The following is a 20288-nucleotide window of genomic DNA, read 5'->3' on the forward strand; positions in this document are numbered from 1 at the left end:
AAAAAAAGGGATTCTCACGACCCGCGTGAGAATCCCTTTTTGGCGTTATGAAGTGGTGCCGACGAGACTGCGATGCTCATGGGCAAACGTTTCAAGGAACGTCGGGTCCAGGCCAAATGCGGAGTAGAGCTCTTGGCTGAAGGCAAGGATCGATGCAGCTGCTTTTGGTTCCGAGAGCAGCATCATGTGGTTGGACGAGTCAATGTCGAATAGGTGGAAATCGTCGATCTGACGTTCAAATTCGGACCAATAATCCCCTTGGTCGAATACGGGGCTCGTCTTGACTTTGAAGTACGGTTCCAGTGCCCCGAGGAACGAGCCGCTTTTGTTGCGGAAGAAATAGGCGCTGACCTCTTGCGGATAGCTCAACGGCAAGATGGTAAATCCGCTGCGGTCGATCGCTTCCTGCACGTCAGAACTACTCTGAATCATGGTGTTCAGGTAGTCTTCCGTGCGCTTGTAGCCGCGCTCGCGGGCCAGGGTCAGCAGCTGCTTGGAATATTCCTCATCCGAGAGTGTCGGGTCCAGATCATCACGGTGAATCAATGTGGTCGGAATCTTCTCCGGCTCGTGCTGAATCTCGGTGAGCAGGGACATGTTGACCGACTGCAGGATCGCGGTTTTTCTATTGAACATCGCTTCCGGTAAAATGGTCTTGGTATAGATTTTGTCCGAATACAAGGTGTCGAGGAACATGATGGAGTTCACCTTTTGCCCCAATTCCTGCAATTGACGGGCCACTTCGTAGGCGAGAAGGCCGCCGAGCGAATAGCCGCCAAAGTCATACGGCCCTTCCGGCTGCACGCTCTGAATGATGTGCACGTAATACGCGGCCATCGCGTAGATGCCTCGGATCGGGATGCGGTTGCTCATCCAACCACGCGCTTTGATGCCGTAGAAGGGTCGGTTGCTCACTTTGGCGATCATCGAGTAGATGCCGACGCCGCCTGCCGTCCCGTGCATCCAGAAGATCGGACGACCTTCCGTCGCTTGGTTCAGCAGGACGAGTTCCGGGAACTGCTGCAAGCTGGTCTGCACGGGCTTGTGGGCCAGTGGTGCTGCGAGCGGTGCTTGCGGCGGTGCGGGAGTCTGGCTCACGATCTCCGCTTTCGGTTTCGCCTTGGTCGCCCCATTGGGGACCAGCTCTCGAATCAGGTCTTCCATCGATCGGCACTCGCTCAGTTTGACGAAGGAGAAGGAAGGGTCGATCTGCGTTTGTATCTGCTGCAGCAGCTGCATGAACAGAATCGAGTCAAACCCGTAGTGGTCGAGCGGCTTGTTCACCTTCAGCTCCGCAGGCATGAGGCCCACCAGTTCGGAGATGATGCCGATGACTCGCTCCTGCAGATCCTCCGCGATGTTGAGGTCCTGTTCCTCGCAGACGGGAACCGCCTCGGAAGCAGAAGCAGCAGCGACTGCTGGCAGGCTCTGCGTTGCCAGCTCTCGTCTTGCGATTGTCGGAGCGGTCAGCCAGCAGCGGCGGCGCTCAAACGGATAGGTCGGCAAGGAGATGCTACGGGCGGATGCGACGCCTTGCAGCGCTTCCCAAGGAATCTTGCCGCCTTTCGCCCAGTAGAGGGCTAATTTTCCAAGATTGCCCTCTGCCAGCAAGACTCGAAGAACGGTCTCTCCGGTGATCACGGCCAGAAGATCGAGGATCTCGGAATGAGACTCGTTCAGATCGCCGTGATAGAGCGTGATGGGCGCGTCGCCTTTTTTCAAATAGCCTCGCAGACCTTGCATCAGTTCGTCGCGGCTTTGTACCACCATCGCAAGCCGCGCCTCCATCTCGTCACGACCGACTTGCAGCGTGTGCGCGATGTCAGGCAGCTTCAAGCTCTCGTCGGCTTCGAGGAACGCGAGCAGTTGTGCGGCAACGTCGTCCAGACGCTCGCGATTCTTCGCGGAGAGGACGATGATCTGCGGTGCTTCCGTCGGTTCGTGATCGACCGCCTCTTGCTGCGCCGGGATGTATTCTTCGACCACAAGATGCGCGTTCGTGCCGCTGATGCCGGTCGTACTGACTGCACCGAGGCGCGGGCGCTCATCGGCTGTGGTCCACGATCTATTCTTGGTATGAATCACGAACGGGCTGTCTGTCAGGTTGATGTAGTCGTTGCTTGACTCATAGTTGTGCAGAGCCGGAATCGTCCGCTCTTTCATCGCCATCAGCATGGAGATCAAGCTGACGACGCCGGATGCGGCGAACGTATGCCCGATCAACGGCTTGATCGAGCCGAGCGTGCAGTATTGCGTCCGGTCGGTGTGTCGGCGGAAGGCGTTGGTGAGCGCCTGCACCTCGATGGGGTCTCCCAATCTGGAACCGACGCTGTGGGAGAGTACATACTGGATGTCGGCCGGGTTGATGCCGAAGCGCTTATAGACTTGATGAAGCAGGTCTGCTTGGCTCGCAGGGCTCGGCGCGGTGATGCCGTTGGTCTGGCCGTCGTAGTTGACGGCGCTGCCCTTGATGCAGCCGTAGATCTGATCGCCATCCTCCAACGCTTTGCTCAGCGGCTTGAGCACGACGACAGCTACCGCTTCGCTCGGCACCAGGCCATTTGCACGCCCGTCGAACACAAAGCAGGTGCCATCCGGGGAGAGCATGTCGAGCTTGCCCATGCCGTTGTGAATCACCGGCGAGATCAACAGGCTGACACCGCCGGCCAGCGCCATGTCGCATTCGCCTTGGCGCAGGGCTTGGCAGGCTTGGTGAATCGCGACGAGACCGGACGAGCAGGCGGCGGTGATCGCCATGTTCGGGCCCTTGAGGTTGAGCGCATAGGAGATGCGGGCCGCGAGCGTGGCGTTTTGGTTGCTGTTCAGCGGACTGTCCTCTCCGGCCAAGAACCCGTACTCTCCCTCTTCCACCCCGACATAGACGCCGCATGCGGTTCCACGAATGCGCTCGCCCATATAGCCGGCATCTTCCAGCGCATGCCATGCTTCCTGCAGGAACAGGCGCTGTTTCGGATCGATATACTCCGCTTCTTTGGGCGAGATCTTAAAGAACAAGGGATCGAAGCAGTCGACGTCCGAGACAAATCCGCCCCATTTGCCCATGCCCTTCTCTTCCCGCCAGTCCCAGCGGTCAGACAGGACGACCGTGATCGCTTCCTTCCCGTCTCGGATGTTTTTCCACAGTTCCTGCACGTTGCTTGCCTGCGGGAATCTGCCGCTGATCCCGACAATGGCAATCGGCTCCTGCGCACTGCGCACCGCTCCTCCGGCCGCGAATCGCACCTTGCCGGTCTTTTTGCGCGAAGGGTGCTTGGACGGGGTGCTGACGATTGGAGCGACAGGTGCTGCCCCGATCGCCGGTGCGGATGCAGCTTGCTCTTGGTAGAAGCCCCGCATTGCCTCCCCATGTGTGACCGCGTAAAACTGGGTCAGAGCTCTGATCGTGGAATGATCAAAGAACAAGGCGGGCGTCACGGCAATGCTGTAGTGTTTCGACAGGAAACCGGCAAACTCGGCCAAGCTGATCGAATCAAACCCGAAATCGGCCAAGTTCTCTTCGACGTTCAGTTTTGTGCGCGGAATCTTGAGAACAGAGCTGATCTGCTCTTTGAGATCCCACTCCACGCACTGTTCGAGCGTGAATCCTTTCATCTCCGGACGTCTTCCCTTGCCGCAAGAGGTGTTGCTGCCGGAATGCACGGGCACCGGAGTGGGCGCTGCCGACTTTTCGAGGCCTAACATGCGTTCGATGCGGCTCGGCTGGCCGACCATCACAAGATGCTGAGTGCGGTTCTGCGACAGAATGCGGTCAAAGATCGCAAGGCCCTCTTCCACTTCCAAGAAGCGTAGCCCGCTGGTCTTGAAGTAGGCTTCCGTGTTTTCTTTCTTCTCAAAATGCATGCCCCCGGCTTTCCAAAGCGGCCAGTTGATGACGAATGTTGTCCCGTTGCGCAGCTCGCCATAGGCCATTTGGAAGCGGTTGGCAATCGAATAGTCGCACGAGCCGAAGTCCCCGATGATCGCCGACGAAGAGGAGAAGTAGCAGGTAAAATCAAGTTCCGGCTCCCCTTGCAGCAGTTCGTCGAGCAGAAGCGTTCCTTTGACCTTCGGGTCGAGCACTTGCTGGAACCGGCGGTCATCCTTGTCGAGAATGCTCTCGGCTCCGACGTGGCCGGCTGCGTGCAGGATGCCGTGAACACGGCCGAACTGCGACCTGGCTTCTGCAAGCCCCGCCTCCATACGCGTGCGGTCACAGACGTCCGCTTGCAGATAGAAGACGCGGCTGTCTCGTTTTTCAAGCGCTTCGATCTTCGCCTCTTTGGCAGCATCGAGCGCCGAGCGCCCGGTCAGGATCAGGTTGACCGGGTGTTTGCCAGCCAGATGCTCGGCGAACAGGTAGCCCAGACCGCCCAGACCGCCAGTGATCAGGTAAGTGCCTCCCGATTTCAGCAAGGTGGAAGAGCCCGCTTGGATGCGGGTCGGCTGTACCTTGCAGACGTGGCGCTTGCCGTTTTGGTAGAGGACGCTTTCGATTTTGGAAGCATTAAGCTCGTCCAGAAGGAGATGCATGTTCTCCTGCAAGGAAACGGCCCCGGCTTCTTGCATCATGACAGCCGCTCGGGTATCCGGGAGCACCAAGCCCAAGGAGCGCTCAAAGCCGATCCATGATTCAAGGTACGCACGCTCGGTCGCATTTCGGTGCTGGCCGACGAGCATCAGGCTCTTGACTTTAAGCTTCGTCGTCGCAAGGGCTTGTACGATGTCGAGGATCGGTTTCGTGTCCTCCAAGAGCGAAGCGTCTTCCAGCGGCCAGAGGTAGAGCAAGGCATCGACTTCCCCCTGTTGTTCTTGGACGCTGCGGAGCGCCTGCTGGCAGGATGTCCCTTGCGCGACGAAAAGGACCTGCGTCTGCGGGCTTCGCGCCTGTACCGCTTCCACGACCGCACGCTGAGCCTCCGCATTTGAGAGGAAGCAGAGCAGCGTGTTCAAGTTGGACGGCGTGTGGTTGTTTCGAGCTTGTTCTTGCCAGATCTCCTCAAAGGTCATCAAGGCAAACGGCTCGGCGGATAGAGAGACCGCTTGCGGGCGGTTCTTTTGCGTTTGCAGACCGCTGATTTGCAGACAGACCTTGCCTTGTTCGTCGCAGAACGTGAAGTTGCCGTCGTCTGCCACAACCCACATGGAGGCGGGGCAAGGGGCATAGATCGCGACCTCTTGCAAGGTGGCGGGCACACTCCCTTGCAGCACGGCATCCAGCAAGTGTGGATGGAGCAGAAACTGCGAAGGCACCATCGGCAGCGTGACGCGCGCGCCCCGCTCCTGCAAGGTGGACGCATCGAGGAGTGGCGCTTCGTCCTCTGTCAGCAAGGCGCTTCCTGATGCGTGCAGCTCTTCCTCGTCATTGTAGATCTCAAAGGAGATCTCTCCATTAGCGGCCAGGTACAGTGCGATGTGCACCTGCGACCCGTCAGCACCCACTGCGAGCGGCGACTCCCAGACGATATTTTGCAAGCGAAGGCGGGTGCGACCTTCCTTTAGAGCGCCGGACGCCTGTTCCACAGCCGCGCGCGCCATCTCCAACAGGGCGAATTCCGGCACCATCCGATCGCGAAGGAAGGTCTCCTCGCCGGCGAAGACGGTGCTGTAGCGCATTTCGTTCAGGTCTGACGTGTTGCGATGGAGCAGCGGATGCAGGGCGTTGACGGCAGATTTTGCCTGATTGCCGAAGCCTGTCTGCACGATTTCAAACGCAGGCAGCGGGTAGCGCTCTCGCGCAAACGAATAGGTCGGCAGTCCGGTCAGTCGCTTGACCGTCCCCGCCGAGTAGAGCCCTTCCCAGTCGATCCGGTTGCCGTTGACCCACAGTTCTGCAACCGTCTTGAGCTTGCAGTTGTGAAGCAGGCTCAGGAGGAACGCTTGTCCCTCTTCGGTGTCGGCCAGATTGATCCCGTTGACGCTGCCGTTCTTGCCGACGGTGCCCACGAAGATTTCTCCAGACTTGCCGGCCCCTGCTAGGTAGCGTTCGAGCTGGCCGATCAGTTGGTCCCGGTCTTTGACAACGATGGCAAGCCGTTGTGCCATGCTCTCTCTCGCCACTTGATAGGTGTACAGGAAGTCGGAAAGCGAGACGTCCGGGTGAGAGCGGAGGTAGCGGAGCGCGGCATCGGCATTGGCTTGCAGCGATTCTACACTTTGGGCCGACAGCACGAACAGACCTGGCATCGCTTCGTTGATCGGCGTTGCAACCGCACGCGACGAATTGGAATAGTCTTCGATCACCATATGGGCATTCGTGCCGCTGTAGCCGAACGAGTTTACGGCAGCCAGGCGCTTGCCATTTCGATTTGGCGTCCACTCGCGACGAGCTGTGTTGACATAGACCGGGCTGTTGGCAAAGTCGATGTGCTTGTTGCCCTGTGCATACTGGATGGAGGGCGGCATCTCTCCATGCTTCATGCTCATCAAGACTTTGATCACGCCCAGCACGCCTGCTGCAGCCGTCGTGTGACCAATGTTCGCCTTGAGCGAACCGATTCCGCAGAAGCCTTTCTGAGTCGTGAACTTGCGGAAGGTGTTGTTAAGGGCGTGAATCTCGATCGGATCGCCAAGCTTGGTGCCCGTGCCATGCGCTTCGATGTATTGAATGTCTTCCACGTCGATCTCGTACTTGCGGTAGATCGATTCTTGCAGTTGGCTCTGCGCGAGGAAGCTCGGCGCGGTGATGCCGGAGGTCTGGCCGTCTTGGTTGGTGCCGCTGCCTCGGATGATGCCGTAGATGTGGTCGTTGTCCCGCTCGGCATCGCAGAGGCGCTTGAGAATCAAGACCCCGACGCCGTCGCCTACAACGATGCCGTTCGCTCCATCGTCAAACGGACGGCACTCTCCATTAGGAGACAGCATCCCGGCGTTGTGCATGGAGATGAACGAGCCCGGATGGCTGTAGACCGTGATTCCGCCTGCGATGGCGAGGTTGATCTCCCCGCTCTTCAACTGCTGGCAGGCCAGGTCGATCGCCACCATCGAAGAGGAGCAGGCCGTGTTCACCGCCAGCGCCGGCCCTTTCAGATCCAGATAGTACGCCATGCGAGCCGCGAGGATGCTGATGTCATATCCGAGCATGGAATAATGGGAAAAATCTTGAGCGAGCGCCGAGGAACCGGCGGTGCCGATGAAGGTGCCGACGGGCTGCCCGCGCAGCTGCGTCGGGGTGTAGCCGGCATCTTCTAAAGACTTGTATGCTTCTTCCAGCAAAATACGCTGGGTGACATCCATCTTCTCAGCTTCGATGGCCGAGATGTTAAAAAAGAGCGGGTCGAAGCGGTCGATGTCGTCCATCTTGCCATAGTTGATCGGAAACGGATTGGACGAATGATCTTGGATGTATTCCAGCCGTTTCGGATCGCTCACTTCGCTGATGCATTTTTTCCCGTCGCGAATCAGGTTCCAGAATTCTTCTTGATCGTTCGCCCCGGCACTCCGGACGGAGAGACCGATGATGACGATCTCATCGGTCTCGACCCGTGCTTCGCGAGCGGGCGGAGTGGGTGTCGGTGCTGGTGCTGGTGCTGGTTTCGGCGTTGGTACCGATACCGTCGGCTGTGCTTGTTTTGCAGGTTGTCCGAGGGTATGGAACTGCTTTTCCATGTAGACTGCCAGAGACTCAAGGTCTGCACATTCAAATACGATGCTGGTCGGCAGGTTTAGGTTGAACCGGACGTTGATCGCTTCGAGCAGTTCAACCGCATTGAGCGATCCGATCCCCAGTTCCTTGAAGGTATCCGCTTGCTCCAGTTCGGTGCGTTCCAAACCCAAGGTCTGTTCGAAGATCTCGAACAAGATCTCTTTGATCTCAGTTCTGGTCATCCCGTAACTCATGCTCCCTCACTCCTTTAGATTTGTTGCAACATGTTGCGCCGAGCTTCCAGATACGGCGTCCTGTTGGACATCTGCTTTGCGTTGTGCTCTCGCAGTTCTGTCGGGCTGAGAGCTGAATTTTTGATGATGACGAACAGACAGTAGCTGATCCAGCCTTTCTCAAGCGCGATCGAGCTATTGGCAAAGTTCCGAATGGAATTTTGTACGACTTCCGGAAGACCTTTCGTATTCTCCGCGTGCTCAGGATCATGAAGAGAGTTGGCGACCTGCTTGGAGACGTCAATCACTTCGTCAAGAACGAGGTGATGCTCCGCCAGCAGGTCGATCCAGCCATGTACAGTCGGGATGTAGATGTCGATGCTCGGATCGGCAATGGCTCCGCACAGGTTCGCGATGAAGTCCATCATCAGCACCTGCCCCCCTTCGTTGAGCGCCGAGGACATGTTTTGGAACAGCCCCTGCTTGCCAGGGATGTGGCAGCTGACTTCGATTCCGATCATCATGTCATAGCGACCTGGGAATCGGTCTTTGGAGCTGTCTCCATGGAAGATGGCAGCTTGTGTGCCCAAGTTCAGTTCTTGAATTCTCCGGTTGCCAAGGTCCGCCTGCGCCTCCGTGATCGTAAAGCCCTGCGTTTTCAGATGCGGGTAACGCTTGGCCAACTGAATCACGTCTGTCCCATGACCGCATCCAATGTCGAGCAGAGCCTGCGCGCGCTGGAAATCGCCTCGGCTGAACAGCACGCGGCGCATCTCGATCTGCTTGCTGCGCACCATCTCAAGTTCGGCTGGATATTGTTCCGGGTTCAGGTACACGCGGCTGATCGAGAAGCCAGGAATTTTTTCCTCAAACGGGCAGAAGGTCAGATACTCTTCTTGGAAGCCGGAGTCTCCGCTTTCGACGACGCGCGTATAGAACTCGGCCGCCTTGTTGGAGATGGCAAATTCCTTTTCTTGCGGTTTCGGCCCCTCCACCCAGCATCTACGCTTCACAAATGGATAGGTCGGCAGCGAGACGCGCTGCACGTTCTTGTCGTCATGTAGTCGCTGCCACGGCACTTTGCTGCCGGAGAGCCAGAGGGCGGCCAGCTGCTCAAGATTGCGCTCTTGCAGCGCGGTTTCCACAAGGGCTCTGGCTTGGTGGCGATCTGGTGCAGGACGTGTCTCGTCCACAACAGACGAGGAGATGTATTCCTGCAAGCGCTGCAGTAGTTCTTCTTTGGAAGAGACGATGAAGGCTGCGCGCTTTTTCATCGGCTCGCGACCGACTTGCAGCGTGTAGGCGATCTGGGCGAGCGTCAGGGATCGGCCCGCTTCGCTCGCGAGATGCTCGGTCAGACGAGCCGCCATTTGCTGCAGGCGGTCGTGGTTTCGGGCCGAGAGGATCACCAGTTGCTGTGCTGCGCCCAGTCGTTCTACCTGCACGGCCATCGCGGTCGGAATGTATTCTTCGATCACAGCATGGGCATTCGTGCCGCTGATCCCTGTCGTGCTGATCGCGCCGACTCGCGGGCGGCCTTCCTGCGTCGTCCACGCTCGGTTCTCAGTGCTGACGACGAACGGACTCTCCTCAAATCGGATGTACTCGTTGCTTGATTCGAATCCGTGCAAGCCCAACAGGGTGCGTTCGCGCATCGCCATCAGCATGCTGATCAGGCTGACGATGCCCGATGCGGCAAACGTGTGCCCGATGAGCGGCTTGGTCGAGGAGAGCGCACAGTTCTGCGTTTGAGAGCCAGGCTTGCGAAAGGCGCTGGTCAGCGCTTGGATCTCCATCGGATCTCCTAGCTTCGACCCAGTGCTGTGCGACATGACGAACTGGATGTCAGACGAATCGATTCCATAACGGTCATACACGCTGCGGATCAGATCGGCTTGAGCGTCCGGGTTCGGCGATGTGATACCATTCGATTGGCCGTTGTAGTTGACTCCGGTCGCTGTGATGCAGCCGTAGATCTGGTCGCGATCGGCGATCGCTTTGGACAGAGGCTTGAGCACGACGACGGCAACGGCTTCGCTCGGCACCAACCCGTTCGCACGCGAATCAAACACATACGAGTGTCCGTCCGGGGACAGCATGTCGATCTTGCTCATCCCTTGGTAGATCATCGGGGAGATCAAAAGATTGACCCCGCCGGCCAGCGCCACGTCGCAGTCCCCTGCGCGCAAGGCTTGGCAGGCTTGATGGAGCGCAACCAGCCCGGAGGAGCAAGCGGCGGTCAACGCCATATTCGGCCCCTTCAAGTCGAGGGCGTAGGCGATGCGGGCGGCCAACGTCGCATTTTGATTGCCGTTGAGCGGGCCGCCATCCCCTGTCAGGAACCCGTATTCACCCTCTTCGACACCGACGTAGACGCCGCACAACTTGCCGCGAATCTGATCGCCCATGTAGCCGGCATCTTCGAGCGCATGCCATGCTTCCTCCAAGAACAGGCGTTGTTTCGGGTCCATGTACTCTGCTTCTCTCGGCGAGATCTCGAAGAACAGCGGATCGAAGCAGTCGACGTCTTTTACGAATCCGCCCCATTTGGACGTGATTTTGCCTTTTTCATAGTCACTTTGCCAGTCCCAGCGATCCAAAGGAATCACGGTGATCGCGTTCTTGCCCGTTTTGAGATTCTGCCAGAAGTCCTGCACACTGTCCGCTTGCGGGAAGCGTCCGCTCATCCCGATCACGGCGATCGGTTCGTGAACGCTGGACGTCGGCGGCGGCACGAGAGTCTCTTTTGTCACCGCGACTTCTTGCCGGTCCGGAGCGACAACCGGAACAGGTGTCGGTTCAGGGGCTGGTTCGGCAGTCGGTTCAAGGTAGTACTGCGTCATCAACGCCTCGTGTTCGCGCAGGAAGTGCAGGGTCAATTTTTCCATCGTGGAGTGGCTGAAGAACAAGGCCGGCGTCACTTCGAGGCCGTAGTTTTTGGAAAGACGGTTGCCAAGCTCGGCCAAGCTGATCGAGTCAAACCCGAAGTCGACCAGATTTTCCTCGACATCGAGTTCGTCGCGGGAGATTTTCAGGATCTGGCTGACCTGTTCTTTGAGATCCCACTCGATGCATTGCTCAAGCGAGAATCCTTGCAACTCCGGACGCATCGCTGCACCCGACGAGACGCTGACAGTCGGCGGCGTAGTGGTTTGAACCGCTGTCGGAGCTTGTGCAGCCATTCCGAGGAAGCGTTTGACGCGGCTTGGCTGCCCGACGAGGACCAGATGCTGCACGTCGTTCTGCGAGAGGATCAGGTCAAAGAGCTCCACTCCCTCTTCCGCTTCCAAGAAGCGCTGTCCGCTCGACTTCAGGTAGTTCGCCGTGATCTCTCCTTCATCAAGACCCATTCCGCCTTCTTTCCAGAGCGGCCAGTTGATCACCAGCGTCTGGCCCGGCAACTGCTGTTCGTGACGGTGTTGCGCGTAGGCCATCTGGAAGCGGTTGCCGATCGCGTAGTCACAGGAACCGAAATCGCCCAACACGGCGGATGACGAGGAGAAGTAGCAGACAAAATCAAGGTCGGTCTCCTCAGCCAGCAATTCGTCGAGCAGCAGGGTTCCTGCGATTTTCGGGCTCAGAACCCGTTCAAACGCCTTGATGTCCTTGGCAAAAAGGCTCTCATCCCCGGACAATCCTGCTGCGTGCAGCACGCCGTGCAGAGGTCCGAAGCGATCGCGTGCACGAACCAGCCCGGCTCGCATCTGCTCTTCGTCACATACGTCCGCTTGCAGGTAGAAGACTTGGCTGCCCAGCATCTCCAGATCGCTCAGCTTGCTGCGCTTCACTTCGTCGAGCTCGGAGCGGCCGATGAGGATGAGGTTCACAGGCTGTTTTTGGGCCAGATGCTCCGCGAACAAGTAGCCGAGCGCACCGAGACCGCCGGTGATCAGGTAGGTGCCGCCTGCCCGCACCGTGCGTTGGCCCGCTTCAAGGCGGGTCGGCTGGACGGTGCAGAGGTGGCGCTTGCCTGCTTCGTACAGGACGCTTTGCGCTTGCGGGGCATGGAGTTCACGCCAGAGCAGCGGCATCCAGTCTTGAAGCGAGGAAGAGCCCGCCTGCAAGACCGCCGTCACCTTCGTGTTAGGCAGCACTAGGCCCAAAGATCTTTCAAAGCCGATCCACGATTCGAAGTAGCTTCGCTCCACTCCGTTCTCGAATTGCCCAGCCAGCAGCAGGCGTTCGGGCTTCAGACCTGAAGCGTCGAGGAACTTCAGGATGTTCACGATACTGGAGTACTCTCGAATCAGAGACTTGTCTTCAAGCGGCCACAGATACAGCATCCCGAAGACGTCTCGACGCTCCTCCTGCATGCGTTGGAAGGACTCTGGAATCGAGCTTCCCTGTGCGATGAACTCGACTTGCAGGCTCGGGCTCAGGAACTTGAGCGCCTCCCGCACCGTTTGCTGCAGTACCGGATCGGACAGGAAACAGACGAGCGTTCCAGCGTTCCGGGCTGTGACAGAAGGCAGGGATTGCTCTTGCCAGATTTCTCGGAATGTCATCAACTCGAGGGATTCCGGCTGCTTCTTGGTTTGTGCAGGTTTCGCTTGTGCAGGTTCAGCCTGCAGTCCAGTCAGGCGAACGCAGATGTTCCCTTGGGCGTCGCACAGTTCGATGTTGAGCGTGCCATCGCTTCCCTCTTGCACCCTTGCTTGCAGGTTCGTCGAGACCGGGGCGAGCACTTCAAGGTTTTCCACGACGCTCGAAGACATCAGGGTGCGTGCCGCTCCCGCCATTCCTTCCGGCACCCAGTAGCGCTGTTTGGCAAACGGATAGGTCGGCAGGCTGATGCGGCGCGGCTTGTGTTCGCCGTAGAGCTTGTTCCAGTCAAGCTCCAATCCTTTGACCCACAGGTCGACGAGCTTGACGTGCTTGCGGCGCTGAATCCATTTTTCAATCGCTTCCTGCAGCTCTTCATCGGCGAGGAAGAGCGAGAGGGTGTCTCGGTTGGCTTTGACATGGCCGCGATAGAGGGTTGGGACATCCTCTTGACCGGACACGCAGGTGCGCAACTTGGTCGTGAGGTCTTGAAGCGAGTCGACGAGCAGCGCCATGCGCGCATCATGCGCTTCTCGACCGATCTGCAAGGTGTAGGCGATGTCAGCGAGGTCCGCATCTGTGAACGGCTGCGTCTCGATCGCGTGAAGCAGGCGAGCGGCCAGCTCCTGCAACCGTTCTTCGTTCTTGGCCGACAACACGATCACGGCCGGATTCTGCGGCGTCACCTCGACAGGCGTGCGCAGCGACTCTGCCGGTACGTACTCTTCGATGATCACGTACGCGTTGGAACCGCCCGCTCCAAACGATGAGATGCCCGCGATGCGCGGCACTTCGCGAACCTGACCGCCGATCTCCACCAGCGGGCGCTTCCACTCCGCAAGCTCCTGCTGCACGACGAATGGGGTCGCGTCAAAATCGATGTTTGGGTTGAGCACCTTGGCATGCAACGATGGTGCGAGTTGACGATGCTTCATCTGCAGCAGCACCTTCGTAACGCCGGCGATGCCCGCTGCGCTCTCGCAGTGCCCGATGTTCGACTTGGCTGAGCCAATGGCACAGGATTGCAGTTTAACGTTTTTCCCTGCTTGGAAAGCCTTGGTCAAGCCGGCGATCTCAATCGGGTCGCCAAGCGAGGTGCCGGTTCCGTGCGCTTCGATGTAAGAGACCATGCTCGGGTCAAGCCCTGCCTGCCGCAGCGCCTGCTCGATCACATTCGCCTGCGCATTCGGGTTCGGAACGGTGTACCCGTTGGTTTTGCCCCCGTGGTTGATCGCGGTGGCCTTGATCACGCCGTGGATCTGATCTCCGTCTTCAATCGCCTTGGACAGAGGCTTGAGCAGTACAGCGCCCACGCCTTCGCCCGGCACGTACCCGTCGCCCCCTTCGCCAAAGCTCTCGCACCTGCCCTTGCTCGACGCGAACTTGCCTTGGCCGAGCAGCAGGTACTTGTTCGGGTGAATCGAGACGTTGACACCGCCGGCGATCGCCAGTTCACAGCCGCCTTGCTGCAAGCTCTGGCAAGCCAGATGAATCGACGTCAGTGAAGACGAGCACATCGTATCGACGGCAAGGCTCGGCCCGTGCAGGTTGAAGAAGTATGACACCCGGTTGGCGATTGACGAGGGGTTGCCAGATAGGGCAAGCGGTCGGCCAAGGCTCGTCTCCTGTGCGCCGTACAGCTGATACTCTTCGTACATCACGCCGACATAGACCCCGACGTTGCCGTCAAGCCCCAGCCCGTGATGTTTGGAGAGCATCTCGCGTGTATACCCCGCATCTTCCATCGCCTCGTAGACGGTCTGCAGGAACAATCGCTCCTGCGGGTCCATGATCTCCGCCTCGCGCGGGGAGATGTTGAAGAACAGCGGGTCGAATTGATCCACGCCGTCAATAAATCCGCCCCATTTACTGTTCGTCTTGCCTGGCTTGCTTTTGTCCGGGTCAAAATAGAGGCTATGATCCCAGCGTTCTTGAGGAATCTCCGTGATCGAATCCTCGCCGTTCCGCAGATTGCCCCAGAATTCCTGAAGGTTGCGCGCCCCCGGATAGCGGCCGGAGACGCCGATGATCGCGATGTCCTGTTCTTCCTTGGCCACCTTCGCAGGTTGCGTGATCGGCGCTGCATGCACAGCCGTCGAACTCGCGGCCAGCCTCGAACGTCTGCGGCTGCTGACAGCCGACGGTTCAGGAGTGGACGCGGCCACCACCGAAGCAGATTCCGAAACCCGCTCCTGCTCCCCGATGCCCAAGAGCTGCTGCAAGAGAACACGATAGGCGTCCAAGAAGTATCCGGTCAGCTCGCGGAGGTTTTGATATTCAAAGAACAGCGTTTTCGGCAAGGAGCCAAACGTCTTTTCCAGTTGGTTGGTCAGCTGCATGATCAGAATCGAATCGATGCCGTATTTCTCAAAGGGCGCATTGGCCTCAAGCCGGCTGGCTGGCATCTTCAGGACGGAAGAGAGCAACGTTTTGAAATACTCGATCGCTCTCACTTCAAACTCGCTCGAAATGAGAGTCGGCTCTTCTTCCAGCCTAGACACTGGCCCAACTGCGGCTGTCGGTGCTGTTTTTGAAAAAACGGCGCGGATGCGATCCAGATCGCCTTCGACGACAAGAATCTGGCCTTGCTCGGAAGCCATGCCCTGATACAAAGCGCGAATTCCGGTTGCCGTCTGCATCGGGATCATGCCGAGGGTCTCTCGCAACGTCTGCTCCGTCTCCTGCTCCACCTGCATCCCGCCGTCTTGCCAGAGCGGCCAGTTGATCGACAGCGTCCGGCCGGAGCGTTTGCCGTTTGCGACCCGTTCGTTTCGATACCCCGCAAAAGCATCGAGGAAGGCATTGGCCGTCGCATAGTCCGCTTGCCCAGGGTTGCCGATGGCTCCGGCCACCGAGGAGAACGTCACGAAGAAGTCGAGCGGCAGATGTTGCGTCGCATCATCGAGATGCACGGCACCGGCCACTTTGGGAGCCAGCACGTCCTGCAACTCCGCTGTCGTCTTCTTGAGGATCAAGTTGTCGCGAATCACGCCTGCGCTGTGCAGGATGCCGTGCAGAGCGCCATGCTCAGCTTGAATGCTCTCGATCAGCTGCATGACCCCCGCGAAGTCGGTCACGTCCACTTGCCTGTACACAACATTTGCGTCCAAGAACTGAAGTTCTGCCTGTTTCTCAGCGCTCAGCGGCCCCCGTCCCGTCAGGACGAGCGTCGCCCCCTTCACTTGCCGTGCGATTTCGCCAGCAAAAATGCGGCCTAGGCCCCCGGCGCCGCCTGTGAGCAGGTAGACGCCTTGGTCCTTCCACGGAATGCGCAACACCTCTTCGCCCGGCTTGACTTCGCTCCATCCTGTTCCCCAGCGTTTGCCGCCTTGGTAACGGACGTGTGCGTCGCCTGCACAGCGAGCATTTTCTCGCAAGGTCTCCGTAAGGTTGCTCGCATCTTCAACTTCGATCAGCTGCCCGACAAGGTTCGGATTCTCCAGCTGAGCGGTCTTCAGCAGTGTAGAGAGGCCGGCGAAGACCTGCCCGTCCCCTTGCGCCGGAACGACGATCTGCACGAGCGCCTTCCCTTTGCGTCTTTCTTGCAAAATCGACTTGATCGCCTCAAACGCATGTGCTGAATAGGCCTCGAAGCGTTGGGCAAGCCCTTTTCCCTCTGTCTGCAAGATCAGACTCCGCATCCCGCTCTGTTCGATCTCAGCGTCCACTTCGCAGAGCATCACCAGATGGTCCGCATACAACGTCTGCACAGCCTGTAGATTGACCGGACGCTCTGTCCAGTCCGGTCTGAGCATCAGCGTCCCCACCTCGACTCCTCGCTCGCGGTCGAGTATGCGGGAGGAATAGCCCTTCATCCGCACGCGGACGCTTCCGCTCTCGTCGCACAGGTCGAAATCGAGCTTGTGTACCTTGTCTCCTGGCTTGTTACCTTTACTGCGGCGCACGAAGGCCCACATCGAAGTGGTGCAAGGCCCGAAGATCTTCAGCTCCTCCAGCGCGAACGGCAGGGCCGGCTGGAGCGTCGTTTCGTCAGTCAGGAAGCCGATGGCCGTCTGCAAAGCCGAGTCCAGCAGGCTCGGGTGCAGGATGAACTGACGCGCGGTGCTCGCGACGGTGGCTGGCAGCGACAAGCGGGCCAAGATCATCTCCTGCCCAACATAGATGTGCTCCATCCCTTGGAAAGCCGGCCCGTACTCGAAGCCCGCTCGGCGGTACAAGTCATAGCATTCCGCCGCGCCTCGTTCGCGCTGCCCGCACTGCGCCTGCAAAGAAGCAAGGTCGAGTACGGGAGCCTCGACGTCCGACAAAGCTGGTACCGCGCGCCCTTGGCTGTGTACGATCTCGCCGTCCAAGCCGCTGTACACTTCAAATCCGATCTCGCCGTTCTCTTCCGGGAACAGCCCAATCTGCACCGACACCGCGTCTTCTTCTGCGATGATCGGACGCGCCCAGACCACATTTTTCAAAGAGATCGACGGCATGTCGGCGGCCTGCTCCAGCGCGGCGCGCGCTATTTCCAGATAGGCGACACCCGGCAGCACCTTCCGCCCTTGCACCCGATGATCGGATAGGAAAAATTCTCGCCCGGTAAACGTCGAAGAGAAGCATTGCTCTGTCAGTTTGGAGGTATTTCTGTGCAGCAGCGGGTGCAGGGCGGCTGTCAGCGTCGAAGCCTCCCCTTCCTCCATCTCCGGCACCGGCACCCAGAAGCGCTCTCTGGCAAACGGATAGGTCGGAAGATGAGCGCGGCGCGGTCTCGAATCGGCATAGAGTTCCGACCAGTCGAGCCGGACGCCCTTCACCCAAAGTTCGGCTATTTCTTGCAGAGGCTTGTTTGCAATGCCCTGCGCCTCCTCCTGCCCCGTTCCCGACTGCGCTGTCAAGAAACCGGGGAGTTTCCGCCCCTCTGCATAGGTTTCAAAATTATGACGGGCTTCGTCTCTCGAATGGGCTACAAACGCCAGCCGCACCTCTCTTGCATCGCGTCCCGTCTGCAGGGTGTACGCGATGCTCGCAAGGCTCAGGTCGCGCTCCCGTTCGAGGAAGCCCGCCATCGAGGCTGCATACGTCCGCAGCTGTTCCTCGGTCATGGCAGACAACACAAAGAGCAACGGCGCATCCGCTTCTCTTGCTGCCGAAGCCAGACTCTCTTTTTCCAAATGCTCTTCGATGACGACATGCGCGTTCGTCCCGCTGAATCCGAAGGAGCTCACCCCGGCACGGCGCGGCATCCCGGCTGGCACCTTCCATGGAATCAGGTCGGTATTAATGTAAAAAGGACTCTTCGCGAGCCGAATGTGCTCGTTCAATTGGTTAAAATGTACCGTCGGCGGCACCTGTCGATGCTTTATGGCCAGCAGCACCTTGATCACTCCCGCCACTCCGGCTGCCGTCAACAGGTGTCCGATGTTGCTTTTCACCGAACCGAGAGCGCAATAGCCGGTTTTCTCCGTGAAGTGCCGGAAGGACTCGGTCAGCGCCTCGACTTCAATCGGGTCGCCCAGCTTCGTGCCCGTCCCATGCGCTTCGATCAGGGAGATCGTCTCCGGATCGATGCCAAATCGTTCATACACGTCCTGCTCCAGCTGGATCTGCGAATTGACGCTCGGCGCGGTGATCCCGTTCGTCTTGCCGTCCTGATTGACACCCCAGCCGCGAATCACGCCATAGATCGGGTCTTCGTCCCGCACAGCATCTTCAAAGCGCTTGAGCACCAAGACGCCCACGCCCTCACCCGGCACAAAGCCGTTGGCGCGCGTATCAAACGAATAGCAGCGTCCGTCGTGCGACAACATGCCCGCCTTGCTCGTCATGATGTGCAAGGAAGGCCCGGCCGCCGCGTACACCCCGCCGCTCAATGCCAAGTCGCTCGTTCCAAGCAGCAGGCTGTTGCAGGCTTCGGCCATCGCCACCAGCGAGGAGGAGCAGGCGGTGTCGATCGCAAGGCACGGGCCTTTGAGGTTGAGCAGATACGAGATGCGAGCGCTGAGGATCGAGGAAGCCGCCCCCACCAGGCCTTGTGCGTTCAAGCCTTGATGGTTCAGCGCCTGCCCGTAGTCGTTCGTGCCGCAGCCGACGAATACGCCGGTTCGGCTGCCGGACATAGAGGACGGCGCGATGCCGGCGTCTTCGATGGCCTGCCATGCGCTCTCCAAGAACAGCCGCTGCTGCGGGTCCATCAACTCCGCTTCGGCAGGCGAGATATTGAAGAACAGCGGGTCGAACTTGTCCGCATCCTCCAGCACGCCCATCCACTTGGAGTAGGTTTTGCCCGGCGCACTCGGGTCCGGCGAATAGTGCTCGTCGAGCGACCAGCGCGTCGCCGGAATCTCGGAAATGCAGTCGCGCCCTTGTTCGAGGTTGTTCCAGAACTCGTCTGCATTCTTGGACATCGGGAATTGACCGCTCAGCCCGATGATCGCGATCGCCGCCCCTTCAAAACTCGGCACCGCTTCTGCGCCGGCTGCCGAAACGGACGTGGACTGACGGGATTCCAGATGTTCACACGCCTTGCGCATTAGCAGTTCTGCCACCGTGTTCACATGGCGCTGCTGCCAAGACTCATACGGCGTGCCTTGTACCCACCTGTTGAACGCCCCCATCGCCGGGCCGCAGAAGATCTGAAAATTATCCCGCTCTTGCTCATCCCCTCGCAGAGTCGCCTGTGCGGAATGGGCAAAATACCACTTGAAGATCAGCCCCATCTTGAAACGCGGGTTCTCGGCCGCCTCTTCGAGCTGCTCCGGATGTTTGGCGCGCTTGTAGGCGCAGACGAGATCCCAGACTTCCTCAAACGTCTTCTTAAAATATTTCGTTTCGATCTCATGCCGGATCGACAGCGGAATCTCGTCGATCGAGTTGTATTGGTGGAACAACTGGTGCAGCTTGTTGGCGCGGGCGGCGAACCAGGTGTGTTTTTTCACCACCTGCACCTTCGCGCCGATCTCAAACATATCGCCTGCAACCGTGATCGCCATGTCGTGGATCGAAACGGACTGCAGCAGGTCCTTGACGACCGGATGGGCCCCGCTCTCTACCGTGCATTGATTGATCGATCCTGTGAAAATAAAATCAGCCCCGAGCATGAAGGCCGACGCGACCGCTTCCGGCGTGCCGATCCCTCCGCCGCAGCCGATGAGAATCTCCTCTTGGTAGCGGTACTGCCGCTGGAGCTGGTCTTTTAGCGCGCGGATGGCGGGCAGGAGGGAGAACGATACACCTTGGTTCGTGTGACCGCCCGAGTCCGCTTCGATCGCGAGGTCGTCGACCAGCGGAATCGTTTGCGACAGGGCGGCCTCCTCCTCGCTGATCAGGCCGTAGCGCAGCAGCTGCTGGACGAGCGGCTCCGGCGGCGGCGAAAGAAACACGCGCGCCGTGTCCAGATGCGAGCATTTGGCGATCAGACGGCGCGGGAAGATCAGACGGCCGTTTTGACGGGACAGGCCCTTGAGGCGCAGATAGACCAGCGGGAGCGTCGGAGCGGAGAAGGCGGACACTTCGATCGCCTTCACGCCGTACTCGACGTACAGTTCCGCTGTGCGCCGCTCTTCGTCCGGGTCGTTCAGGTTGGCGATCAAGCACATGCCATACGGCTTGTCCGAACCCAGCCGCGCCTGAACGCGCTGCAGGACAGGCTCCAGTTCATGCACCTGAAAACCGGCGCTGCCAAAAAAGGCCAGCAGACCGGCCTGCCCCATGCGCACCACCATCTCCTCAGATGCGATCCCTCGATACATCGAGCCGGCAAAGTAACTCCAAATGGTGCGGTATCTCGTTTGGAACAGCGGCTGGCCTAGCGATTCCGGCTGCAGCCGAACCGCCGGATCGACGAACAGTTCGCGCACAGCATTCGCAAGGGGGACGGACATTTGCAACTCGTGGGATCGAGCCCGTGCAAGGGCCTGTTTGGCCTCTTCAGGGCTGATCTCTTTGGCTTCAAGCGTACGTAAGATCTCTTGTATCTTCATCTG

The 20288-nt window shown here is 59.0% G+C and carries 2 protein-coding genes; both read right to left on the reverse strand.

What is annotated here, in order from left to right:
- Window positions 1-45: 45 nt before the first annotated feature.
- Complete coding sequence (locus MHB80_RS17680; protein ID WP_341278216.1) at window positions 46-7836, reverse strand: SDR family NAD(P)-dependent oxidoreductase; 7791 nt, start codon at window positions 7834-7836, stop codon at window positions 46-48.
- A gap of 14 nt (window positions 7837-7850) precedes the next feature.
- On the reverse strand, window positions 7851-20285 hold the full coding sequence (locus tag MHB80_RS17685; RefSeq protein ID WP_341278217.1) for a PfaD family polyunsaturated fatty acid/polyketide biosynthesis protein: 12435 nt from the start codon (window positions 20283-20285) through the stop codon (window positions 7851-7853).
- Window positions 20286-20288 lie beyond the last annotated feature (3 nt).

Source organism: Paenibacillus sp. FSL H8-0537, from assembly GCF_038051995.1.
Taxonomy (GTDB): Bacteria; Bacillota; Bacilli; order Paenibacillales; family Paenibacillaceae; genus Pristimantibacillus.

What these genes read in the sequence shown, in the direction of transcription:
- MHB80_RS17680 (WP_341278216.1), bottom strand. Translation starts at nt 7,836, where the DNA reads ATGAGTTACGGGATGACCAGAACTGAGATCAAAGAGATCTTGTTCGAG.
- MHB80_RS17685 (WP_341278217.1), bottom strand. Translation starts at nt 20,285, where the DNA reads ATGAAGATACAAGAGATCTTACGTACGCTTGAAGCCAAAGAGATCAGC.